This window comes from Aneurinibacillus thermoaerophilus, assembly GCF_019603355.1.
Classification (GTDB): Bacteria; Bacillota; Bacilli; order Aneurinibacillales; family Aneurinibacillaceae; genus Aneurinibacillus; species Aneurinibacillus thermoaerophilus.
The window spans coordinates 1,207,079-1,230,201 of sequence record NZ_CP080764.1 but is presented as its reverse complement, the minus strand read 5'-3'; the positions used below and the strand labels follow the sequence as shown (position 1 = coordinate 1,230,201).

Genomic DNA, 23,123 nt, shown 5'->3' with positions numbered 1-23,123 from the left:
CTCACCTCTTGCCCAATTTATTTTATTTGTCATCCATCATACCCTAGATTGCAATTGTTTTACAAATCTTTTTATTATACAAAAACCTTCTTCTTTTGTTTCCGGATTTAAAAGCAGTGGCTCCGCCTCCTTGATTTTTTCAAGCAAGGCGCTTCCAACAATAAATCCGTCGCTGTACGACGCGACCAAACTGGCCTGCTCGGCTGTAGAAATGCCGAATCCGACCGCTACAGGTACAGATGCGTATTGCCGCACCCGAGCAAGGAAACGAGTCAAGCCCGGATCGAGCGCGGAGCGAACCCCTGTAACACCAAGCGAAGATACACAGTACAAAAATCCCTTGGCACGGGTCGCAATCATCGCGACTCGCTGCTCCGAAGTAGGAGCTACCATGAAGATAAGCGGGCGATTGAATTCTTCAGCTAGCCGTTCAATATTTTCAGCTTCTTCCGGTGGCAGATCCGGAATGAGCAAGCCATCCACCCCGGCCGCTTCCATCTCTTTAAATACTCTTTCTTCTCCATACTGAAGCACCGGGTTAATATATGTAAACAACACAACAGGGATGCGCAATCCGCGCGCGCGCATATCCGCTGCAAGTTCGAGCGCACGTCGAATGGTAACCCCATAGGATAAAGCCTGTGCGGACGCCCGCTGGATCGTCGGTCCGTCCGCAAGCGGGTCGGAATATGGCACGCCAAGCTCCAAAAGGGCCGCACCCGCCTCCTGCAATGCAAGCGCCAGTTCCACTGTTATATTCGGCGTAGGATAGCCTGCCGTAATAAAAGGTATAAACGCCTGCTTCCCAGCAGAAAATGCGGCGATAATCCGTTCAGCTCCCGTTTTTACATTCATCATCAGCACTTTCTCCCTTCCCGTTCATAAATTTGTGTCACATCTTTATCCCCCCGACCGGACAAGCAAACGACAATCACTTGGTCTTTTGCCAGCGTCGGCGCTAGCTTTACCGCTTCCGCAATCGCATGTGCGCTTTCTAGAGCGGGAATGATGCCTTCTTCGCGGCACAACAATCTGAGCGCGGCCAGCGCTTCCTCGTCGGTAATCGCGCGGTACTCAGCCCGCCCGGTTTCGCGCAAATAGGCGTGTTCTGGCCCCACGCCTGGATAGTCTAGCCCGGCGGAGATGGAATGGGGTTCGATAATTTGTCCGAACTCATCCTGCAACAAATAGGTCATCGTACCATGAAGCACACCCCGGCTTCCTTTCGTCAGCGTCGCTGCGTGCTTCTTCGTCTCCAGCCCCTGGCCAGCCGCTTCCACACCAATCAGTGATACATCATTATCTTCAAGAAACGGATAAAAAATGCCCATCGCGTTGCTGCCACCGCCTACACAAGCGACAATATAATCCGGCAAGCGGCGCTCCTGTTCAAGCATTTGCATCTTTGTCTCGTCGCCGATAACGCGCTGGAAATCGCGCACCATCTGCGGGTACGGATGGGGGCCGGTTACAGTTCCAATGATATAAAAGGTTGTATCTACATTGCCAACCCAGAAACGGATGGCTTCACTCGTAGCGTCTTTTAGCGTTCGCGTACCCGATGTGACCGGTACCACTTCCGCCCCGAGCAATTCCATACGGAACACATTCAGCTTCTGCCGCTCCATGTCTTTCTCACCCATAAACACTTTGCATGAAAGCCCGAGACGCGCTGCGACCGTAGCCGTCGCCACGCCGTGCTGTCCGGCTCCCGTCTCGGCGATAATTTCCCGTTTGCCCATTCTTTTAGCAAGAAGCCCCTGAGCCAGCGCATTATTGATTTTATGGGCGCCGGTATGGTTTAAATCTTCACGCTTCAGGTATATGCGCGCGCCACCCAACTTCTCGGTCAAACGTTCGGCAAAATAAAGCGGCGTTGGCCGCCCGCAATACCGCTGCAACAATTCCGCAAGTTCTTCCTGAAATGTCTTATCATACAGCGCCTCTTCGTACGCCGCTTCCAGTTCGTCAAGCGCATTTACCAGCGTCTCCGGAACGTACCGGCCGCCGAACGCGCCAAACCGCCCTTTGCTTTTCTTACTCAACTGCACTCTGCTCATACTCATCCATCCTTTCGATAATCGTCTGTATTTTTTCGATGTCTTTTCGCCCTTGTGTCTCTGCGCCGCTGGAAATATCAACGCCGTCCGGCCGATACCGCCGGAGCAGCGCTGCGATATTCCCCGCATTAAGCCCACCTGCAACCAAAAGCGGTAGATTATGCGCTTTGGCCCAAGTATGATACTCTTCAATCCGCTCCCAAGCAAACGTTCTCCCCGTCCCTCCGCGGCGCGCGCCGCACGCTGTATCCAGCAAGACATAATCAACGGTTCCTGCATACTCGATTACATGCCGCGTTCCATCCTGCCCCCTGCGCTCCTCTTTCCCATCTGAAATGCTGAACGTTTTCGTAACGGCACACTTGAACCGCCTCCGCACTTCCCGGCAAAATTCCGGCGTTTCATCGCCATGCAGCTGGATGATATCAAGCGGAGCGGCGCGGAATACTTCCGCAATTTCTTGCAGTGAAGGATTAACAAATACGCCCACCGAACGCGCACCAAACGGCACGGTATGCGCCAGTCTCTCCCATTCAGCGGGCGTGACTTTGCGACGGCTTTCGGCGAACACGAAGCCGAGCTGATCAACGTGAAGATTCCGTTCCGCAATCAGCGCAAGCGTCGCTTCTTCTGTAATGCCACAAATTTTCAATAAAGGCCTCATCGGCTGGCCCCCTTGCTAGCATAAGCCGCGTGTCCAACAAGAGAGCAAACGGCCTGCTCTACGTTCGCTTGCCGCATGAAATGCTCCCCGACCAGCACTCCATCAATCCCAGCTTCCATAAGGGTCATGATATGATCCGGCGAATGAATGCCGCTTTCGCTAATCGTCACAGTTGACTGCGGCAATTGTCCGAGAAGGTTCAGCGTCGTCGCAAGCGACGTGGTGAATGTTTTCAAATCCCGATTGTTAATGCCAAGTAAATCTGGTTCGACCGCATCAAGCACCGTATCAAGCTCTTCTGCCGTATGCACCTCGACCAAAATCTCGAGTCCCAGCGCCCGGGCTTCCTCCGCCATCCAACACAAGCTTTTTTTATCGAGGATCGCAGCGATAAGCAACACGACATCAGCACCGTGCGCCCGCGCCTCGTACAATTGAAGCGGGTCAATAAGAAAATCTTTGCGCAAAAGCGGAATTGACTTCGTTAGCCCTTCTTTAATATTACGTAAATACGATAAGTGTCCTTGAAAATACGGCGCGTCCGTAAGCACCGACATCCCTTCCACATCCGCCGCTTCATACGCACGTGCGATGGCGAGCGGATCGAACGGATCGCGGATAAGCCCTTTGGAAGGGGACGCTTTCTTCACTTCAGCAATGACGCCGACGGGACGTCTCCGTTCTAAGAAACGACGCTTCAGCGATAAACACGGCGGCAAGTCTGCTATCAGCCGTTCCATTTCCGCCAAGGAAACTTCCGCGCGCAACCGCTCCACTTCTTGCTTTTTTGTAGCCACAATCTTATGAAGCATGGCTAACACCTCCCGTCACTTCTACAAGCTGTTCAAGCTTCCGCTTCGCTTCCCCAATATCGATCATCTCCTGCGCAAGCCGAACACCTTCTCCGATAGAGGCGACCTGACCACCGACATAAAATGCAGCAGCCGTGTTCAACACGACAATATCGCGATATGCTCCCTTCTCCCCATCAAAAACGCGACGAATAATCCGCGCGTTTTCGACAGCGTCCCCCCCTGCTACATTTTCCAGAGGATGAACGGACAGACCAAACATTTCCGGGTGAATCGTATATGGAGAAATCATCCCGCAATCAACTTCCACCACATAAGTAAATCCACTTATGCTAATTTCATCTAAACCGTCCGCGCCCGCCACCACAAGCGCGCGCTTGACACCCAGTTCCACCAGCACTTCCGCCACCTTTACCCCCAGGTTTCTATCGTAAATGCCAAGCAATTGACGTTCGGCGCACGCCGGATTCGTCAGCGGTCCCAGCAGATTGAACACGGTGCGAAAACCTAGCTGGCGCCTGGGTTCAACCGCGTGTTTCATCGCCTGATGGTACTGCGGTGCGAACAAAAAGCAAAGATTTGTCTCTTCCAAGCAACGAATCGCTTCTTTTGATGAACTTGTAATCGTGACGCCCAACGCTTCAAGAACATCCGCGCTGCCGCTTTTACTGGATACAGCTCGATTGCCATGCTTGGCAACGCGGGCACCACCCGCCGCGGCTACAATGGCCGCCGCTGTCGAGATGTTGAACGAGATACCACCATCCCCGCCCGTTCCGCACGTATCAAGAAGCTCTTCGCCTTTTGTCTCCAGACTGACCGCTTTCTTGCGCATCGTTTCTACAAAGCCAATAATTTCATCCACCGTTTCACCTTTCATGCGTAAAGCGGTTAAAAAACTGGCAATTTGCGTCGGGTGCGCCTCCCCGTCCATAATCAGACGCATCGCCTCCCGCGCTTCTTCCCGCGTTAATGACTTCCCTTGGGCCACCTGGCCAAGCAACTGTTTAAACATGTGCACTCATCTCCTCTACGCTCGTCATTTTCTCCGCTAAGCTCAGCGCATGCAGCATCGCCCGCACCTTGTTCCGTGTCTCTTCGTATTCATTCTCAGGTATGGAATCAGCGACGATGCCGGCACCGGCCTGCACATACGCCATACCATCTTTAAACAGGATGGTACGAATAACAATGCAAGAATCAAGATTACCGCCAAAACCAAAATACCCTACCGCGCCGCCATAAAAGCCGCGCGCTTCGCCCTCCAACTCCGCAATAATTTCCATTGCCCTGATTTTTGGGGCACCTGAGAGCGTACCTGCTGGAAAACAAGATAGGAGAGCATCAAACGGTTCTTTATCTTCGGCAAGCGTTCCCTGGACGTGAGATACAAGATGCATGACTCGTGAATAGTACTCGACCACCATTTGCTCGGTCACTTCGACGCTGCCGTAACGGGAAACACGTCCGACATCGTTACGCCCCAAATCCAGTAGCATAAGATGTTCCGCGCGCTCTTTCTCATCGGCAAGCATATCGGCGACAAGCGCCGCGTCTTCCGCTTCATCCATCCCCCGGCGCCGCGTGCCCGCAATCGGACGCATTTCCACTTTGCCATCTGTTACTTTCACCAAAAGCTCCGGCGACGTGCCGACGATCGTCGCACCGTCTATTTCAAAATAGTACATATAAGGCGACGGGTTCGTCAGCCGGAGAATGCGGTACACCAGCAGCGGATCCGCCTTGTGCGGTACAGCAAAACGCTGAGATAACACTACCTGAAAAATATCGCCTGCCGCGATGTATTCTTTTGCCCGCTCCACCCGGCACATAAACTCCTGCTTTGTCATGTTGCTGACTGCGGCAAGCGGTATGCCTTCAGACGGAATGTTATCCACACGCGCAAATGCCCGGGTCTCCGACTTCGCGATCCGGCTTACCAGTTCGCGAATACGCCCACATGCAGCTTCGTACGCGGCTCGTACGTCCGCCTCTGACATCCCCTCTTTCACCCGCATATTCACGATTACCTTGACTTCCTGTTTAAGATGATCGTATGCAATCACCTCGTCGACAAACAGTAAATGCAACGTATCCAGCTGCAATTCGTCATGCGAGGCTTTAGGCAACATTTCTACAAAACGGAGCGTATCGTAACCAAGCAAACCGACCGCACCGCCTGTAAATGGCGGCATGTTCGGTAGATTTGGACTGCGAAAACGGCTAAGTTGACGCCGAAATGCTTCTAAAGGATTCCCTTCTACCCTGATGCGCTTGGCATCACGGTATATAAATTCGGCCCCCTCATGTCCGGCACGAAGTTTTAAAAAAGGACGCAGGCCGATAAATGAGTAACGTGCCCAACGACTTTCATTTTCTACACTTTCCAATAAAAACGAATCTTTTTGTTTTAGCGTCTGATACAAATGAATTGGGGTAGCCTGGTCAGCCAAAAAGGAATAGGAGACAGGAATAAACGTAAAGCTGCGGCTAAGTTGCAACACTTCGGATAAAGATGGGGTAAATATCATGTTTTCACCTCTCCTCATATTTGGAAGAGGGCCAAAGAAGAAAAGAAAGGACAAAAACCCGGGGCCGCACAGCCCCGGGTTCGTCTGTTCCGTTCAAATACAGACAGATTTTCTTCCTAGGCTCCGCTCTTCTAAGACTCAATCTAAGCTCTTCTTCATCCTTACACTCTGCTTGTTTCCTCTGTCTTACAGATATTTTCAGCATATCGGCTTTTTCATGCGCTGTCAACCATTCTTCTGGCAGAACGACGTTATGTAAGCCGTGAACTCAAATCTGGACGTAGCACAACTGCCCCTTCCAGGAATATATGCCGGATTTCGCGAAGCGATTTCTCTGTGTTGACAAGCATCATAATACGAATGCATTTCTCCAGGCTGCCCGGCACCGGAATTTCGTTAGAACACATGAGCGGTACTAAATCAAATCCCGGAATCGCCCGCACACCACGCGCCGGAAACGCCGCGTCCAAATCGCGCGTTACCGTAATTATGACGCTCGCTATATCCTCCGTGTTTATCCCGTTTGCTTCAATCATGTTGCGCATAAGCCGCTCGGTCGCTTCCAGAATGGCCGTCTCTTCATTGGCAGCAACGGTAATGGCCCCGCGAATTCCCCGAACCGTCACTACGACTCCCCTCCTTCCTGCAAAGCACGCAATACTTCACGCACCTGCTCTTCTGCTACATCTTTTTTAATTTCCACTTTTCCGATTGCAGTCGGTAGTACAAACACAAGTTTGCCGCCTTCCCCTTTTTTGTCGCGCCGCATCGCTGCGATAACATCATCCGCTTTAAGCGGGAGCATAAGGGAAACAGGCAAGCGATACTTCATAAGAACGCGCCGCGTTCGTTTGCTTACATCGTGCGCGATCCCCATTTTCTCCGAAAGCATGGCGGCAGCAACCATGCCGATCGCAACCGCTTCGCCATGATTTAGCTTCTCATAGCCGCACAACGCTTCAAACGCGTGACCAAACGTATGGCCAAGATTTAAAATGGCGCGCAGTCCCTGCTCGCGCTCATCTTGCGAGACGACCGCCACTTTTACGCTACAGGCGCGCAAAAGCGCTTCTTGCAATAGCGTATGGTCAAAGCGCTGCAAACCTTCCGCGTTTTCTTCCAGCCATGTCACGAACGTTTCGTCCCAAATCATTCCATGCTTAATAACTTCGGCAAATCCCGCTGCCACTTCGCGCGGCGGAAGCGTTTTGAGCAGTTCCGTGTCATACGCGACAAGCTTCGGCTGGTGAAATGCGCCGATAATATTTTTGCCGAGCGGATGGTTCACTGCCACTTTGCCCCCAACACTGCTATCATGAGCCAGAAGCGTCGTCGGGATTTGCACGAACGCGACGCCGCGCATATAGGTAGCAGCCACAAAACCTGCCAGATCACCAACCACGCCGCCTCCGAGCGCAAGAAACGCCGATTTCCGGTCAAGGCCCGCTTTAAGCGCTGCGGTAATGATTTGTTCGTACACCGCAAGGCTTTTCGCTTTCTCTCCTGCCACAACTACAAAATGAGATACAGCATATCCAGCATCACGTAAAATGGTTGTTGTCTTTTCAAGATATAACGATGCCACATGCTCGTCCGTTACAATAAACAGTTTGCGTCCGGTATCGATCCCGGCTTCTTCAAGCAAGCCGGGCAGCCTTCCAAGCGCCCCAGGCCCAATCCAAATCGGATACGAACGCTCCCCCAGCTCCACCTGTAATCTCTTCATTGTCTAAAACCTCTCTACATGCTTTCGATAACTCTCGTAGTTTTTCTTCATCTCTTCAAGCGAATCGCCACCAAATTTCTCAACGAGCGCATCAGCAAGCGTCCAGCACACAACCGCTTCTGCCACGACGCTGGCCGCTGGCACGGCGCAACTATCCGAACGTTCAATGCTTGCAGCAAATGTCTCTTTGGTGTCAATGTCAACGCTGTTCAGCGGCTTATACAACGTCGGAATCGGCTTCATTACACCGCGCACAACGACCGGCATCCCTGTTGTCATACCGCCTTCCAGCCCGCCGGCACGATTCGTTTTACGGGAGTAGTTCCCTTGCTCGTCAAGAATGATTTCATCATGCACCTGAGAACCGGGCCGCGTCGCTGCTTCAAACCCGATACCGATCTCCACACCTTTAAACGCCTGAATGCTCATCACCGCCTGCGCGAGGCGACCGTCCAGCTTGCGATCCCATTGTACATGGCTGCCCAATCCAACCGGCAAGCCCTCCGCGATGACTTCCACGATACCTCCAAGCGAATCGCCATCGGCTTTTGCCTTATCAATTCGCTCCATCATTTTTTGCGCCGCTTCGCTATCCAGGCAACGTACAGGAGACTCTTCCGTAATCCGCATCATTTCTTCCAAACTCACATCGACACGCTCCGCTTCCACTTCGCCGATGCGAAGTACATGTCCGGCAACTTTAATGTCAAATTGTTCTAATAATTGTCGTGCCACTGCGCCTACCGCTACACGAATCGCAGTTTCGCGAGCGCTTGAACGTTCCAGAATGTTGCGCATGTCGCGCTGGTTATATTTCAACGCCCCGTTTAAATCGGCATGGCCAGGACGGGGACGGGATACGCGGCGCTTATCATCCCCTTCTTCCACCGGTGTGGGGCTCATAATCTGTTGCCAGTGAGTCCAGTCTTTATTCTCTACGACAAGGCAAATCGGTGCGCCGGTCGTTTTGCCGTGGCGCACCCCACCGACAATTTTCACCTGATCTTTTTCGATTTGCATGCGTCTGCCTCTGCCATATCCTTTCATACGTCGCAACAGTTGCTCATTAATTTTTTCGATAGAAAGGGGCAAATTGCTGGGTATTCCTTCGATGATTGCTGTAAGTTGTGGTCCATGTGATTCTCCTGCTGTAAGATACCGCATGTTCTTCCTCCACCCTTTTTCATTTTTAAGTGCTATTATAGTATAGCTGCCCGGAAAATCCTAGACAAAATTCAGAAAAAGCGCCGCACCTGGGTGATAGTCCAGGACGCGGCCCTCATCTTCTTCTTTGCTCTACATTTTACGGTAAAAAAATGTGTCTTCCGGCTCAAAGCCATAATGCTGGGGCTGAAAAATCTGCTCCGTGCTCCCGACAAACAACACCCCGCCGGTGCGAAGCGATGCGGCAAACTTATGATACAAATCATGCTTCGCTTCCTCAGTAAAATAAATCATCACATTGCGGCAAACAATCAAGTCATGATTTTTATCAAATGGGTCAGCCAACAAGTTATGGCGCTTAAACTTGATGCGGCGCTTAATATCGTCGGAGATGGCATACATCGCCTCTTCTTTTCTAAAGTATTTTGCAGCCAAATCTTTCGGCATATTCTGTAGCGAACGTTCCACGTATACACCGCGCTTTGCTTTCGCAATGGCGCCTTCATCAATATCGGTCGCCGTGATATCAATTTCCGAAAGCGGCATAAAACGCGACAGCAGCATGGCGAGCGAGTAAGGCTCTTCCCCGGTGGAGCAGGCTGCACTCCAGCATTTTAGTCGTCCTTTTTCTTTTAACAGTCGCGGAATAATTTTCGTTTCAAGCACCTGCCAGCGGCTCGGATTACGAAAAAATTCGGATACGTTTATCGTCATGCGATCCAAAAATTCATTAAACAATTCCTGATTTTTGGTCATCGCTTCAAAAAAGCTATCAAATGTATGATATCCCCGCTTTACACGAAGCGAAGTCAAACGGCGTTTCATTTGTGCTTCTTTATACAACGCCAAATCAATCCCCGTCTTGTGCTTTACTTTGTCAATAAACTGCAAAAAATCTTTGTCTTCCACCTATCCTATCCCCTTCTCTTACTTGCAACATTGTCTTCAATAGAAATAGTATTCGCGTCCTATTCATCTTTTCCTGCTTATTTTTCATTTCATTGTCGGATTTTCGAGATGCAACACGTTTGAGCTTTTATCTTTCACATGGATGACTGGCTGCACCGGAGAAGCAGAAAAAAGAGGCTCCTTACTAGAAGCCTCCCTTCTCTTCAAACTTAAATCCATTTGTTAATTGTTTTTTCGTATACGTGCAGTTCGTCTTCTTTGAACCAAAGCTTGATTTCACGTTCTGCCGTTTCCGGTGCATCGGAACCGTGAATGATGTTCATGCCCATGCTGATGCCGAAATCGCCACGAATCGTGCCAGGAGCGGCTTCAGCAGGGTTTGTCTTGCCCATCATGTTGCGTGCGGTTGCGATGACGTTTTCACCTTCCCACACCATCGCGAATACGGCGCCGGAAGTGATAAAGTCAACCAGTTCGCCAAAGAACGGCTTTTCTTTGTGTTCGGCGTAATGCTCTTCCGCCAACTCACGCGGTACGTTCATTAATTTTGCGCCAATCAAATGAAATCCTTTGCGTTCAAACCGTTGCATAATCTCGCCAATCAGGTTGCGCTGCACGGCATCAGGCTTTGCCATAATGAAAGTACGTTGTTTCGCCATGTATTGTACCCTCCATGTTTCAAAATCATTTTTTGTTATGTACAGTGTGTAAATACACATCGTGAATTTTAACAAATTCAAGGTCTCTTTTCAACTTATGCATGAACCTCTCCCCCCCACTCGTAGAAGTGGGAAGTTCTTTTCTATAAAAAAGCGAGTTTTCGAGGCAATAGGCTTCCCGATGCGTATGCTAAAATTGCCGCTCTCCGATAAAACGCGCGATCTTTAAAAGCGCATCTTTGCTTTTATTATCTGGTAAAGGAGTCAATGCCTGAGCCGCCCGTGTCAGATAACGTTCCGCCAATCTGCGCGCTACCTGAATTCCTTCGCTCTCCCGAATAACCCGAATCATCTCATCTACCCTGTTTTCTTTTACTAATTCACGGAAGCACCGAGCGTCAGGACTGACATGGTACATATATAGAGCCGGCAATGTGATATTGCCTTGCCGTAAATCGCTGCCCGCCGGCTTGCCAAGTTTCTTTTCATCACCGATGAAATCGAGAATATCATCGGTAATTTGAAAAGCCATTCCTACGTTATAGCCATAAACATAAAGACGGTGTACCACATCGGGCGTCGCATCCGCCGCCAGCGCGCCTAGCTGACAACTTATAGCAATAAGCAACGCTGTTTTCCTCTTAATCCGACGCAAATAGTTGCGCAAACTTTGATTCCAGTTATGCAAATCGCGGATTTGTTCAATTTCCCCGGTACACAAATCAACGATAGCACGCGACAAAATTTTATGAATTTGCGGATTGGACAACTCGGTCGCAATCATAAGCGCGCGAGCGAAAATATAATCGCCTGTGTACATCGCAATTCGGTTGTCCCATTTGGACTTAACCGTCATTTTACCGCGTCGAAGTTCGGCATCGTCAATCACATCATCATGTACGAGCGACGCCATATGAATCAATTCGAGCGACACGGCTACATGTTTCAGTCGCTCAATATCATAGTTGCCAAATTTCCCCCCTAGCAGCACAAAGACAGGGCGGATACGTTTCCCTCCCGCTTTGAGCAAATGGCTAGAAGTTTTCTGGAGCACAGGCTCTTTCGTATCAATCGCCCGATCCAGCTCGCGTTCAATATAATCCATGTCCGACCGAAAAGGCCAAAAAATATCCGTTAGTTTCATTACGCTCCACCCAACTGGTTCTTCTCTTCCTTATCCTACACAGCCGACTTATTGGAATCGGTGTTCCAAACCTCTACTTTAGCGGGTTCTTTCAAAAGTCCGAGGTCCGCCGCGCACGCATAATAATATTCCAACCCTTTCTTGTGTTCCAAGGTAAAGTCATACGACAGCCCCGTATAATATACTTTCCAGAACTCCGCCGTGGCACCGAACTCTTTTTTGGCCTGCGCTACCACAGCATCCAATTCTGCGAGACCTTTCTTTTTGCTATGTAAAAACTCGTTATGAATACTGCGCAAAAGTTCAGGCTTGCCGCGCGTAACCTCGCGGCGCACCGCCCAAACAGCAAACACCATCCAAAGCCCTGTATGCTGGTACCATAACTCTCCAAGATCATACATATAATAGCCGTGATTGTTCCAAGAAGCAAGCAGCGCATCATCCCCGATTAACAATGCAGCATCTGCCGTCGCCATCATCTTCTCGAAATTGGCTGGCATCGTCTCATACGCTGGCGATGCTTGATAAAATTTCTCCATAATAATGCGAAGCAAATTGATAGATGTAGCGGATTTGTCCGTTAGCGCAATTTTCGCTTCTTTCAACTCTTCAATCGGTTTACGCGAAAACAGAAAAATAGAACGTACCTTGCCGAGCGAACTGATAGACAAACCGGGCAATACCTCATACTCCTTATAGTTCCGCCCGTATTCAAACGACGAAATCGGTCCCATATCAATCGTGCCCTCAGCCATGCCGCGATTCAGCTGCGTTGGCACCTGGGGAATAAATTCTACTTGATGCTCATCAAATTGATCCATACGAAAAAAGTGATAAATAGGCATAATATTACTGAATGTGATTTTGCCAATTTTTATTGAAGACATAGTCTCACTCTCCCCAACGGCGGAATAATTGGTGCGGCACATCTAGAGTGTCCAATACTTTTCCCACCACGAAGTCGATCAGATCATCCATTGTTTTCGGCTTGTGATAATACCCGGGCATGGCAGGTACAATGCGCGCTCCAGCCCGCGCCAACTTCGTCATATTCTCCAATTGAATAACGTTAAGCGGCGTTTCGCGCGGCACTACTACCAGCTTTCTCCCCTCTTTAAGCATCACATCCGCGGTGCGCTCTAGCAAATTGCCAGATGCACCGTGCGCGATACCAGACAACGTTCCCATTGAACAAGGAATAATCACCATGGCGTCACTAAGATACGAACCGCTCGCTACAGGCGCCGTGAAATCGCGCAACGTATGGTAATAAAGTTCTCCTTGCCCGTGTGAAAAATACTTCCGAATCACCGCCTCCCGATCGCTCGTATCCCAGTCCAATTCTTCCCGGAACACTTGCCAGCCAGCTTCCGTTACAATCAAGTGTACTTTACAATCAGCGTCAAGCAGCTGCTGTACAAGTCGCACTCCGTACACCGCGCCGCTCGCGCCGGTAATTCCGACAACAACAATTTTTCTCATCTCATCACCAAGTCCAGCAGCGTGAAAGAAAATACGACCACGCTCAAAATTCCATTCATCGTGAAGAAAGCTGTATTTAGCTTGGACAGATCATTCGGCGACACTAGGCGGTGTTCATAAATAAGAATAAGCGCCGCAATGATAATGCCGACCGCAAACCATATGTGCAAACTGGTAATAAAATAAAGCACGACAAATCCGGCCATCGTAATCAGATGAAACAGGCGTGCAAGTTTCAACGCTTTAGAGATGCCAAAATAACTCGGAATGGAATACAAGCCGCGCTTTCTATCAAAATCGGCGTCCTGGCAAGCATAAATCACATCAAATCCGGCCGTCCAAAGCGCGACAGATACAAACAGCAGCATGCCCATCCAGTCTACCTGTCCTGTCGTCGCTACCCATCCGCCAAGCGGCGCAAGGCCGATGGCGATGCCAAGCACGAGATGACATGCCCATGTAAAGCGCTTTGTGTACGAATAAAACACCAGAAAAAAGACGGCGATCGGCAACAGTTTCACTGCGAGCATATTCAGCTGAAACGCGGCAATAAACAGCAAAATAAATGAACCGAGGATAAAAAGCACAACTTCTTTTTCTTTTATCAGTCCTGCTGGGATCGCCCGCATCGCTGTTCTTGGATTTTCGGCATCAATATGACGGTCGATCAAACGGTTCAGCGCCATCGCCGCGCTGCGCGCGCCCACCATCGCCACAATAATCCAGAAAATCTGCCACCACGTCGGCCACGTACCGTTTACGATAAAGCTGCCAAGGATCGCACCCATAAACGCAAACGGAAGCGCGAAAACCGTATGTTCAAACTTAATCATTTCCAGAATAATCTTCAGTTTTCTCATGGCTTATCCACCTGCTTTTTGTATCCGATATGCAGCGCGGAAACCCCGCCAACGAACAGTTTGGTCTGTACGTTTTCCAGCCCGATCTCCCGGAATGTGTCTGCAAGCTCTTTGCTGTCAGGAAAGTTAGTCAGCGACTGCGGCAGCCAGCTGTATTCTTCATACTTGCCCACTACAAACCGAGCAATGAGCGGCAAGATATTATAAAAATAAAAAAAGAACAGCTTACGATAAGGAATGAACGGCGGCTTGCTCACTTCAAGCGAAACTACCTGTCCCCCAGGCTTGACCACCCGCATCATTTCGCGGAGAACCTGCTTGTAATCAGGAACGTTACGCAACGCGAATCCGATCGTCGCATAATCGAATGAATGATCCGGATACGGAATACACATTGCGTCGCCGTTAACCAACGTAATTTGTTTTAGACCTTTGGCACGAATTTTTTCCGCTCCGACATCAAGCATATTCTGACTAAAGTCAAGGCCGACCACTGTTCCTGTTGGGCCGACTGCTTCCGCGAGACTAATGGTCCAATCGCATGTACCGCAGCATAAATCAATGGCGCTCTGCCCCGGGCGCACACCCATCCGCTTATTCGTGTACTCGCGCCAAGCAACGTGGCGCCCGAAGCTGATCACAGAGTTCATCCGGTCGTATTCTTTGGCGATCGATTCGAACACTGAGCGAACATACTCCGCTTTCTCTTCCCCCTGCAATTTTTCGCGCATGGTTACATCTCCTCTGCCCTTACTTTCTGGTTGTCCAATTCTTCGACGCACCGATCGATAAGATGCTTCAGCTCGACGCGTCCTTCCTCATCATCCAAAAGTGCGCTGAGTTTGCGGCATTGGTGCAACGCTTTGTGAATATACTGCAGCATAGATTGGTACGCATTGTGTGTTCCCTCTTCCTTGCTCAACAGCCGAAAATACGTCCCTGCCCCTTCTTCCCAACGACAGGCTTTATACTCCCCGAGCAATTGCTCTACTAAAATCATCTGTGAAAAAATGTTCACCCATACGTCTGCTTTCTCCCCGCCGTATGCTTTTCCAAAAGATTTAAGCAGTGATGATTCAATGTCCACTTTCCGCCGTAAATACTGCTCAGCTGTCCAGCCATTTTCCCAGTACAGATTGATTTTCCACTCGTTGATCTCCTGAATACTCCGCGCCAGTTGACCAATCGCACGTACATCCTCCATTTCTGCAAGCAAATAATAATAGCGGCTGCTGAAATAAGCTCCGGCAAGCACGGTTAGCTGACGCGTCCGTACCCCCAACGGCGTATCTTCCTTCTCAAGGCTTACCTGTTCGTGACTGTCCAGCCCGAGTTGAATCAGCATCGCCGTAACAACATACCTACGAATGGCAGACGCCCGCACGCCGCACTGCCGTAAAAAAAGATACAGCAGGCATACGCGGAGCTGCGAAATGGGCGGATTATCAATGTATTGGTAGAGAATGCGTTGCTCAGCATTTTCTTTAATCTGCCGCAAAATTTCTTTTATTTCTTCTTGAAAGTCATGTCGCAAAAGGTTCATCCGTTCATCCCCCAACAAAACGTTCCACGCTCGCTGAAAACATACTTATAAAGTATATCATATTTCTATCGCACTACACTATGCTATTATATAATTCTTGTCTTATAATTGTAAGCATGTTTCTTACGTCCCCCTTTATCATGATACATTGCGCTTTCAAAGCGTGATGCAGCGTTCGCATCCTTAAGAAAAAACAAGCAGGTACCTGCTTGTTTTTTCTTTTATTCGTCCACCAATGTGTCAATTGTGCCGTTGCTCGTCTGGATAATCGCTTTTCCACGCACTTTAATGGCTGACGTATGCTCGGTGAACTGAGCGATCATAATTTCGCCTTTATCCAATTTTTCGGAGTGGTGAAATCTCGTCGATTCTCCACGCGTCAATCCAATAACGTTTACGCCGTTCTCTAAAGCTTTAATTACGATAAAATCACTACCTGTTCCGTTCATAAACGCTCCCCCTCTTTACTTTTGCGTGTAGATGGCTACGGATTTAACTATCGCGCAAAAAGGAAGCGCTGTCAATGATTATCTATATAGCCAGAAGCCGATATATACCAGCGCAATAACCAAAGCTAACGGAAGCAGCCATAGCCAGTACATCGTTTTTATTTTGTTCATGACACATTCACCTCTATCTTAACGTGCGTCAAAGATGAATATTTTAAACACAGCTCGCTCCGCTATCTGTGGGCAAACTAGAGGCAACCTATCGAAAAATAGGAAAAGAGCTGTACCCACGTACAGCTCTCCCTTCGTTTTGCCATGAATAAAATAAATTCGACCCAATGGCGATATGTACGCCGCTATTGAATATCTTCCTTCAATGCTTTGCCCGGCTTGAAAGCAGGCACCTTGCTAGCAGCGATCTCAATTTCTTCGCCAGTCTGCGGATTGCGACCCTTGCGTGCTGCACGCTCGCGCACTTCAAAGTTTCCAAATCCGATCAGTTGTACTTTCTCCCCGTTTTTCAGCGCTTCCGTGATCGCATCAAACACGGCGTCTACCGCTTTTGTTGCATCTTTCTTCGTAAGTTCTGCCATTTCGGACACTTTCGCAATTAATTCTGTTTTGTTCATGTCTTTCACCTCCTCCCAACGGGAGCATCTTGTTATACGTTGTTAACCAAATACTGAATAAATATACACAATCCAAATGTTTTTAGATGTAGACAAGCTAATATTAATATAGAAAGCACTGTAATTCAAGGGATTTTCCCCAATCTATGGCCCCGGGACCATATGGTAACGAATCAGGCTACAAAAAGGAAAAAGGCTTCTGCCTGTCAGGAGAAGCCGGTGTTCTTGCCCTTTTCCCTATTTTTTACGCACAGTCAGTCGTTGCTTTTAAACATTTTTTGGCTGATGGGGTGCAGCTGAATAACATAGCCGCGAAGATAAAGCTTATAAAATGATAGCAATCAATCCGCCTGAACCTTCGTTAATAATGCGCTCCAGCGTTTCCTGCAGCTTGTATCGTGCATTGTCCGGCATCATTGATAGCTTGGCAGAAATGCCTTCATTGACGATCGAATTAAGAGAACGTCCGAAAATGTCGGAGTTCCAAATGCTGAGCGGATTTTCTTCGAAATCCTGCATAAGGTACCGGACTAACTCCTCACTCTGTTTCTCAGTGCCTATAATCGGTGCAAACTCTGATTCCACATCAACGCGAATCATATGAATGGAGGGAGCGGTCGCTTTCAAACGCACACCGAAACGGGAACCATGGCGGATAATTTCAGGCTCGTCAAGCTTCATTTCTTCAAGCGAAGGCGGTGCGATGCCGTATCCCGTCTGGCGCACCATATTCAACGCACCCGAAATTTTGTCATACTCTTTCTTCGCAAGGCTAAACTCCTGCATCAATTGAAGCAAATGATCTTTGCCCCGGATTTCCACCCCAACAATTTCCATCAAAATTTGATCGTACAATTCATCGTTGGCATACAAATCAATCTCAGCAATCCCTTGCCCCATATTCATATCCGCCAAAGCGGCACGCTCAATAAATTCATATTCACCAAAATATCCGACAACCCGGTCAACATCGCGTAAACGGCGGATATCCTTAACCGTTTCGCGCACCGCTTCCTCAAAATTCTCGCGCAACCAGTGGTCTTCATGTAGCACCATTACCCAGGAAGGCAAATTTACGTTTACTTCGTGAACCGGGAATTCGAATAACACTTCACGCAGGACAGCGATTCCTTCGCGCTCATCCATGGAATCGACGCTCATCACCAGTACAGGCACATCGTATTTCTCTTCCAATTCTGCCCGCAACGCAAGCGTTTCCGGGCGTCCCGGATGAGTAGAGTTTATAATAATAACAAATGGCTTACCGACTTCTTTAAGTTCGTTTACGACACGCTCTTCTGCTTCTTTGTACTCGGCGCGCGGAATTTCAGCGATCGTTCCGTCCGTGGTAATGACGACGCCAATCGTAGAATGTTCCTGAATAACTTTGCGCGTACCTAATTCTGCCGCTTCTTCAAACGGTACCGGTTCATCATACCACGGCGTCGTTACCATACGAGGACCGTTTTCATCTTCGTAACCGCGTGCGCCTGCCACCGTATAGCCAACGCAATCCACAAGGCGCACGTTAATATCCAGGCCGTCGGCGACATGAATAGCGACCGCGTTGTTCGGTACGAACTTCGGTTCGGTTGTCATGATGGTCCTGCCTGCGGCGCTCTGCGGCAACTCGTCAACAGCACGAACCCGCTCCGCTTCGAATGGGATGTTCGGAATGACGATCGCTTCCATAAAACGTTTGATGAATGTCGATTTACCAGTGCGAACAGGGCCGACGACACCAATATAAATATCTCCCCCCGTACGCTCGGCAATGTCTTTAAAAATATCTACACGTTCCACTTAGATACCTCCTCGCATTTCTTTCCCTTCTACTTCTTGTACTATAAGACCACTACTCATCTTATGAGGGCGACGGGAAAAATAGACCGTCTGACGGCCCGACCAAGGTGAAAAAAGCGGGAGCCGCTCCGGGGCCCCCGCTTTTCGCCTGTGCCCCGCCCTGTCCTGTTTTGTACAAAAATATGCGAGGAGACGAAAGATATTCCAAAAATAAAGCGGTAAGAAACAACGTGCATATTTCTTATCATTTTATTCGCACTAGTTTCGGCTCTCCGTTTACTAAGCGATACGGAAACGATTTCACTGGTGCGAGCGGTGAAACGTCAGGCAGTATATAACGGATGTCCTCGTCTGGTTTCGGCTTATCTGGCGCGCTTTTTAGTGCCATTGCCAAATCCATCGAATAATCGACGCCGACCCGCCCCCGTTCATCGATGATATACGGAAGCGGCTGTCCGCTAAAATGGCTTAAAATCGTTTCTTCATTCATATGTAGCTTGCCGAAGTCGATAAAATAGTAGCCGTCCGCTACTTTTTGTCCGAACGGGAATTCCCTCTTGGTCAAAAAATAACGACTAACTTTTTGTTGTATGCTTTGTACACCTTGTGAAACGGTCAAATCGATAAGGCGTACTTCTGGCTTCGTTTCCAAATTCAGTAGCACAAACATGTAATTCCCCCCCTCTTCAAAGGCGGCGCCGGGGATGTATGGAATGTATCTTGGCACAATTCTGGAAAAGTCTATCGGATAACGTTCAAATTCGGGCGTCACGGCCGGTTTGGTAACGATAGGCAACACACCTGTATCTTTCTGGTATTGATCCACCGCATCCTGCACCATTTTAATCTGTTGGACAGGTGGAGCGGCATTTTGCAGCATCCTGCTCCTAGGATATACGCAGCCCACGAGCACCAGCATACACAGGAACAGCAAACCTGTCACCTGTAAAAATGGGGAAAAATTCCGTTTTTTCATTCTTCATCTAACTCCTGGCGTTGTTTCTCAAGCTGGGCCCGGACAACGGCCGCAAGCCGGCTTTCAGGAAGGTGAACCCGCGTTTCACCCTGCACTCTCGTCTGACAGGCAAGGCGAATCCCTCGGGCTAGATTCTGTGCACCGATCATTCGCCTCTCCAGCTCTTTCGGCGAAGAAACCTTGCTTCCTTCCGCTACCTGCACTTTGCACATCATGCATGCACCTTTGCCGCCGCAACGCTGGGAAATAGCCACCCGGGCCCTTGATGCGGCGCGCAGAATCGTTTCCCCAATACGCACCTGCACACTCCTGTTCACCGGGATAAATGTAAGTTTCGGCATGACAACAACTCCTAAATAAAAATACATAAAAACAATATCATCAGGCATACTTACTATATATACATGAACCTGAACCGATATATCAACGCTGTTTTGTCGTTTAAAGGAAAAGGTAAAGACATGAAAAAGATTCATAGGAGGCATGAAAGCATGCTGATGAGCCGCGAATGGATCAAAGTAGCTCTTGAAGGCACCTTTTTTTTCGGCGTCGTGTTTTTTGTCCCGGTCTTTCTGATTGCCTCGACGGAAGACACAGCCCGGACACTGCTCTGGTTGGGCATTTCGCTCACCGTGTTGTACATTGTATTGTTTGCGCTTCATAAATACATAAAAGCCAATCATATAAAGCAGAATTAAAAGGTAATCAGCACAGCAACCATTAGGAAAAAAGAGGCGACTAAACTGGCGTACGCAACAGTCGACAACAAAAAACGCCATACGCGGCGCTTCCTTGTACGCGCAACAACAATAGTAACGCTCGCTAGAATCATCAAACCGATCGCGCTAAGCGCATAAAACATTAGCTGCATGCAAGCTCCCCTTTTTCTTCAAAAATTATCCTGCAAATAGATGTATTCACATTATAGCACAAATCCGGGACAATCGAACCTCTCACGGGATGGACGCATACTATAATGTTGACTACAAGATAAAGGGGGCGCAAACATGATCAGTCAAAAGCGGCAAAGTCCTTACACGAAGCGTTCCACACGCGCGGCCGCCAACAAAAAACACAAAAAAAACGGATCCGCCCAAACAAAAAAAACGGCTGTCGCCGTCGTTCCAACCGCAACAAAAGCGGAAACGAGGGCCGCCGCCTCTTTTTTAAAAAACTTTCCTTCTCTCTTGACTAAATCCCCGAAAGAGATGCGTTCTTCCATCAACACTGTTCGGGAATGGTCAAGCCAAATGCGGGGCACAATGGCGGAGCTGGAACAAACGCTTAGCACGTTAACAAATTTAATCAGCATGTACGAACGCTGGGTTGAAAATAACCGCAAAAGAGCGACGCTCCGGGAGGCGAAACAGGAAAGCGGAACAACGATAGACCGTTCTCCGCTTTCATTTATCAAATCGCTGAATCATATCGATTTCCGCCAAGTAATCTCTCTGTTGAATTCCCCGCTCGTGCAGGCACTGCTGGAGATGGATGAAACCGCGTCATCCGAGGAGGCTTAAGTATAAGCCTCCTGAACTTTATTGTTAAGCAAAAAAGAAGGATAATGCCGTTGGCATTATCCTTTTCTGTATCCTCGCGTCGTCTTCGAGAGCCCTTATTTTCGTGAATCATGCTATACTTTATGCTAGTTTTTTCAAGCCTGTAACATCTCATACGCCTATTTCTTATCGTTTACAGCTTATTTTTCAACAAGTTGGTTAACGTCTTCATGTCACCGCCCTGAATATTGTTCTTGCGAATATACGAAATGATTTTATCTTCCTTCTCTTTCGTTATGGACACGCTTGCAATGACCGCTAGCTGGCGGATCAACTGGCGAAGCTTCTGCTCATCGTTCAAATCGCTTTTTTTCACACCACCCGCCAATTTCTGCAACTCAGAAGTATCTACGTTCTTCGCCTGTAATTTATCAAGAAATTTTTTCGGGATATTTGCCATACCCGTCATCTCCCTCCTTCCGCTATACAACAACAGTGTATGAGCAAGAAAGGAAAAAAGTGCGGCTTCCACAGCAGGACGGGTTTACATGTCGTTCGTTAATGGTTTTCAAAATATTTAAGCGCCAGTTCTTCTGTTTCATGGCGGCGCACACGGCCCATCAAATCGCGGACAGCCTCGCGCGGCGCTTTATTTTCAAATAATAGCGCATGCAACTCACGCGTAATAGGCATTTCCACTTTTAGCTCCTGTGCCAGCCTATGAACGGCCTGCGTCGTTTTAATGCCTTCTACAACCATGCCCATTCGCGAAATGATCTCATTCGGCGTAAAACCTTGCGCAAGCATATTTCCAGCCCGCCAATTACGGCTGTGCCGACTTGTAGCCGTTACAACCAGATCTCCGACACCAGCAAGTCCCGTAAATGTCAGCGGATTTGCCCCCAGTTTAATTCCAAGGCGGCTAATTTCAGCAAGTCCGCGCGTCAGCAGGGCGGCCTTGGCGTTGTCGCCGAAGTTCAAGCCGTCGCTTACTCCAGCGCCGAGCGCAATGATGTTTTTCAGCGCTCCCCCTATCTCCACACCGACCACATCAGGGTTCGTATAGACGCGAAAATGATTTGTAATCAGCGCATCCTGCACTTCTTCCGCTATTTGGATGCGTTCTGACGCAACCACGACCGTCGTTGGCGCTTTAAGGCCAACCTCTTCCGCGTGACTCGGACCAGACAAAACAGCAATACGCCCGTGAAAATGTTCCGGTACTTCTTCTTTGATGACCTCGCTCATGCGTTTTAATGAATCAATTTCCATACCTTTAGTCGCATGAACAAGGATGGCATTCTTACGCAAATAAGGCGCCAAGCTTCGGACAGTTTCTCGCATCGCATGAGACGGGACAACGAGCAATATAAGCGTCTTATCCTGCACAGCACGCTCAATGGACGCGTCAGCAACAATGTTTTCCGAAAGCCTAATGCCGGGCAAATAACGCCTATTCTCCCGCATGTCATTCATCTCTTGCGCTAATTCCTTCCGTCGCGCCCAGAGAACTACGCGCTCGTGGTTTTCCGCAAGTACGGTCGAAAGAGCGGTTCCCCAGCTTCCTGCCCCGATAACCGCTACGTGTTCCATGTGCAACCCTCCTTACGCTTTCTTCTCTCCCAGTTTCCGCTCTGTCCCTTGAAGCAACCGCTTAATGTTTCCGACATGACGCATGTAGCCAAGAATAGCGATCATAAATGTTCCGGCAATATAAACGAAAGACGCGCCTTGTGTCAGTAAAATGATAGGAATAAGGGTAAAGAAAACAAGTGAACCGAGTGACACATAGCGTGTAATAGCGATAACAACTATAGTAACGGCCACAGCAATAAGCGCTGGAACAGGGGTCAGAGCAAGCAACGTACCAATGGTGGTCGCCACGCCTTTGCCGCCGCGAAACCCGAAAAATACAGGCCAGTTATGACCGACAATCGCAGCGATCCCCGACAGCACAATCACCCAATCGTTTCCTTTGGTCAGCCAGCTTGCTAGACCGACGGCAATCGCGCCTTTAGCCGCATCAAGCAAAAGCACGGCAATGCCCGGGCCTTTACCAAGCACGCGCAATGTATTCGTCGCGCCCGCGTTGCCACTACCGTGCTCCCGGATGTCAATTTTTGCAATTTTTTTCACTACAAGAATACTAAAGCTCACTGAGCCCAGCAAATACGAAAGTAGAATGACAACCGCTCCCATCATCGGCTCTATCT

28 protein-coding genes are annotated in these 23,123 nt (G+C 49.0%); 2 read left to right on the top strand and 26 right to left on the bottom strand.

The window, feature by feature from the left end; all coding sequences use genetic code 11:
- Positions 1-36 precede the first annotated feature (36 nt).
- The 22 genes from trpA to K3F53_RS06500 form a co-directional block, all read right to left on the bottom strand.
- The gene (gene trpA / locus K3F53_RS06605; RefSeq protein WP_236781880.1) at positions 37-858 is read right to left on the bottom strand and encodes a tryptophan synthase subunit alpha; all 822 of its coding nucleotides are present in this window, start codon (positions 856-858) and stop codon (positions 37-39) included.
- Entirely contained in the window at positions 858-2,060 is a 1,203-nt protein-coding gene (trpB, locus tag K3F53_RS06600; protein WP_057899291.1) for a tryptophan synthase subunit beta, read from the bottom strand. The genes trpA and trpB overlap by 1 nt, the downstream gene beginning before the upstream one ends.
- Positions 2,038-2,724 carry a phosphoribosylanthranilate isomerase gene (locus tag K3F53_RS06595; protein ID WP_057899292.1) on the bottom strand — a complete coding sequence of 229 codons (687 nt, stop codon included), beginning with the start codon at positions 2,722-2,724 and terminating at the stop codon, positions 2,038-2,040. The genes trpB and K3F53_RS06595 overlap by 23 nt, the downstream gene beginning before the upstream one ends.
- Positions 2,721-3,536, bottom strand: coding sequence for an indole-3-glycerol phosphate synthase TrpC (trpC, locus tag K3F53_RS06590; protein WP_057899293.1), 816 nt, complete (start codon positions 3,534-3,536; stop codon positions 2,721-2,723). The genes K3F53_RS06595 and trpC overlap by 4 nt, the downstream gene beginning before the upstream one ends.
- Positions 3,526-4,551 carry an anthranilate phosphoribosyltransferase gene (trpD, locus tag K3F53_RS06585; RefSeq protein ID WP_057899294.1) on the bottom strand — a complete coding sequence of 342 codons (1,026 nt, stop codon included), beginning with the start codon at positions 4,549-4,551 and terminating at the stop codon, positions 3,526-3,528. The genes trpC and trpD overlap by 11 nt, the downstream gene beginning before the upstream one ends.
- Entirely contained in the window at positions 4,544-6,064 is a 1,521-nt protein-coding gene (gene trpE / locus K3F53_RS06580; RefSeq protein WP_057900368.1) for an anthranilate synthase component I, read from the bottom strand. Before trpE ends, trpD begins: the two co-directional genes overlap by 8 nt.
- A 254-nt stretch (positions 6,065-6,318) precedes the next feature.
- On the bottom strand, positions 6,319-6,693 hold the full coding sequence (gene aroH, locus K3F53_RS06575) for a chorismate mutase (protein ID WP_057899296.1): 375 nt from the start codon (positions 6,691-6,693) through the stop codon (positions 6,319-6,321).
- Positions 6,693-7,793: a 3-dehydroquinate synthase gene (gene aroB, locus K3F53_RS06570; RefSeq protein WP_057899297.1), complete on the bottom strand. Its 1,101-nt coding sequence runs from the start codon at positions 7,791-7,793 to the stop codon at positions 6,693-6,695. The genes aroH and aroB overlap by 1 nt, the downstream gene beginning before the upstream one ends.
- Positions 7,794-7,796: 3 nt before the next feature.
- Complete coding sequence (gene aroC, locus K3F53_RS06565; RefSeq protein WP_057899298.1) at positions 7,797-8,957, bottom strand: chorismate synthase; 1,161 nt, start codon at positions 8,955-8,957, stop codon at positions 7,797-7,799.
- A 132-nt stretch (positions 8,958-9,089) separates the two neighbouring features.
- On the bottom strand, positions 9,090-9,866 hold the full coding sequence (locus K3F53_RS06560; RefSeq protein WP_057899299.1) for a CheR family methyltransferase: 777 nt from the start codon (positions 9,864-9,866) through the stop codon (positions 9,090-9,092).
- 209 nt (positions 9,867-10,075) lie between these two features.
- Positions 10,076-10,525 carry a nucleoside-diphosphate kinase gene (gene ndk / locus K3F53_RS06555; protein WP_057899300.1) on the bottom strand — a complete coding sequence of 150 codons (450 nt, stop codon included), beginning with the start codon at positions 10,523-10,525 and terminating at the stop codon, positions 10,076-10,078.
- A gap of 190 nt (positions 10,526-10,715) precedes the next feature.
- On the bottom strand, positions 10,716-11,669 hold the full coding sequence (gene hepT, locus K3F53_RS06550; protein WP_057899301.1) for a heptaprenyl diphosphate synthase component II: 954 nt from the start codon (positions 11,667-11,669) through the stop codon (positions 10,716-10,718).
- A gap of 35 nt (positions 11,670-11,704) precedes the next feature.
- On the bottom strand, positions 11,705-12,556 hold the full coding sequence (locus tag K3F53_RS06545) for a menaquinone biosynthetic enzyme MqnA/MqnD family protein (RefSeq protein WP_220559857.1): 852 nt from the start codon (positions 12,554-12,556) through the stop codon (positions 11,705-11,707).
- A 4-nt stretch (positions 12,557-12,560) separates the two neighbouring features.
- Complete coding sequence (locus K3F53_RS06540) at positions 12,561-13,151, bottom strand: UbiX family flavin prenyltransferase (protein ID WP_057899303.1); 591 nt, start codon at positions 13,149-13,151, stop codon at positions 12,561-12,563.
- Complete coding sequence (locus K3F53_RS06535; protein WP_057899304.1) at positions 13,148-14,011, bottom strand: UbiA-like polyprenyltransferase; 864 nt, start codon at positions 14,009-14,011, stop codon at positions 13,148-13,150. Before K3F53_RS06535 ends, K3F53_RS06540 begins: the two co-directional genes overlap by 4 nt.
- A complete protein-coding gene (locus tag K3F53_RS06530; protein WP_057899305.1) occupies positions 14,008-14,742 on the bottom strand; it encodes a demethylmenaquinone methyltransferase in 735 nt (244 codons plus the stop codon). Before K3F53_RS06530 ends, K3F53_RS06535 begins: the two co-directional genes overlap by 4 nt.
- 2 nt (positions 14,743-14,744) lie before the next feature.
- Positions 14,745-15,554, bottom strand: coding sequence for a heptaprenyl diphosphate synthase component 1 (locus K3F53_RS06525; protein WP_057899306.1), 810 nt, complete (start codon positions 15,552-15,554; stop codon positions 14,745-14,747).
- 221 nt (positions 15,555-15,775) lie between these two features.
- Positions 15,776-16,003: a trp RNA-binding attenuation protein MtrB gene (gene mtrB, locus K3F53_RS06520; protein ID WP_220559847.1), complete on the bottom strand. Its 228-nt coding sequence runs from the start codon at positions 16,001-16,003 to the stop codon at positions 15,776-15,778.
- Positions 16,004-16,359: 356 nt separating this feature from the next.
- Entirely contained in the window at positions 16,360-16,632 is a 273-nt protein-coding gene (locus tag K3F53_RS06515) for an HU family DNA-binding protein (RefSeq protein ID WP_057899308.1), read from the bottom strand.
- A 324-nt stretch (positions 16,633-16,956) separates the two neighbouring features.
- A complete protein-coding gene (gene spoIVA / locus K3F53_RS06510) occupies positions 16,957-18,435 on the bottom strand; it encodes a stage IV sporulation protein A (RefSeq protein ID WP_057899310.1) in 1,479 nt (492 codons plus the stop codon).
- A 244-nt stretch (positions 18,436-18,679) separates the two neighbouring features.
- Entirely contained in the window at positions 18,680-19,411 is a 732-nt protein-coding gene (locus K3F53_RS06505) for a hypothetical protein (RefSeq protein ID WP_057899311.1), read from the bottom strand.
- Positions 19,408-19,752: a 2Fe-2S iron-sulfur cluster-binding protein gene (locus K3F53_RS06500; protein ID WP_057899312.1), complete on the bottom strand. Its 345-nt coding sequence runs from the start codon at positions 19,750-19,752 to the stop codon at positions 19,408-19,410. The genes K3F53_RS06505 and K3F53_RS06500 overlap by 4 nt, the downstream gene beginning before the upstream one ends.
- A gap of 150 nt (positions 19,753-19,902) precedes the next feature.
- Between K3F53_RS06500 and K3F53_RS06495 the strand changes: the two genes are divergently transcribed.
- Positions 19,903-20,109 carry a hypothetical protein gene (locus tag K3F53_RS06495; RefSeq protein ID WP_057899313.1) on the top strand — a complete coding sequence of 69 codons (207 nt, stop codon included), beginning with the start codon at positions 19,903-19,905 and terminating at the stop codon, positions 20,107-20,109.
- Here K3F53_RS06495 and K3F53_RS06490 read toward each other — a convergent pair.
- Positions 20,106-20,282 carry a DUF2768 family protein gene (locus K3F53_RS06490; RefSeq protein WP_082706047.1) on the bottom strand — a complete coding sequence of 59 codons (177 nt, stop codon included), beginning with the start codon at positions 20,280-20,282 and terminating at the stop codon, positions 20,106-20,108. The two genes, K3F53_RS06495 and K3F53_RS06490, sit on opposite strands and share 4 nt — an antisense overlap.
- Positions 20,283-20,418: 136 nt before the next feature.
- On the opposite strand from K3F53_RS06490, the gene K3F53_RS06485 reads away from it, so the two are divergent.
- On the top strand, positions 20,419-20,931 hold the full coding sequence (locus tag K3F53_RS06485; RefSeq protein WP_057899314.1) for a hypothetical protein: 513 nt from the start codon (positions 20,419-20,421) through the stop codon (positions 20,929-20,931).
- A gap of 172 nt (positions 20,932-21,103) precedes the next feature.
- Here the strand turns inward: K3F53_RS06485 and K3F53_RS06480 are convergent, their stop codons facing one another.
- From K3F53_RS06480 to plsY, 3 genes are all read right to left on the bottom strand, one after another.
- On the bottom strand, positions 21,104-21,370 hold the full coding sequence (locus K3F53_RS06480) for a stage VI sporulation protein F (RefSeq protein WP_057899315.1): 267 nt from the start codon (positions 21,368-21,370) through the stop codon (positions 21,104-21,106).
- A 98-nt stretch (positions 21,371-21,468) separates the two neighbouring features.
- Positions 21,469-22,503, bottom strand: a complete 1,035-nt coding sequence (locus K3F53_RS06475) for an NAD(P)H-dependent glycerol-3-phosphate dehydrogenase (protein ID WP_220559837.1) — start codon at positions 22,501-22,503, stop codon at positions 21,469-21,471.
- Between the two features lie 12 nt (positions 22,504-22,515).
- Positions 22,516-23,112: a glycerol-3-phosphate 1-O-acyltransferase PlsY gene (gene plsY, locus K3F53_RS06470; RefSeq protein ID WP_246615690.1), complete on the bottom strand. Its 597-nt coding sequence runs from the start codon at positions 23,110-23,112 to the stop codon at positions 22,516-22,518.
- Positions 23,113-23,123: the final 11 nt, after the last annotated feature.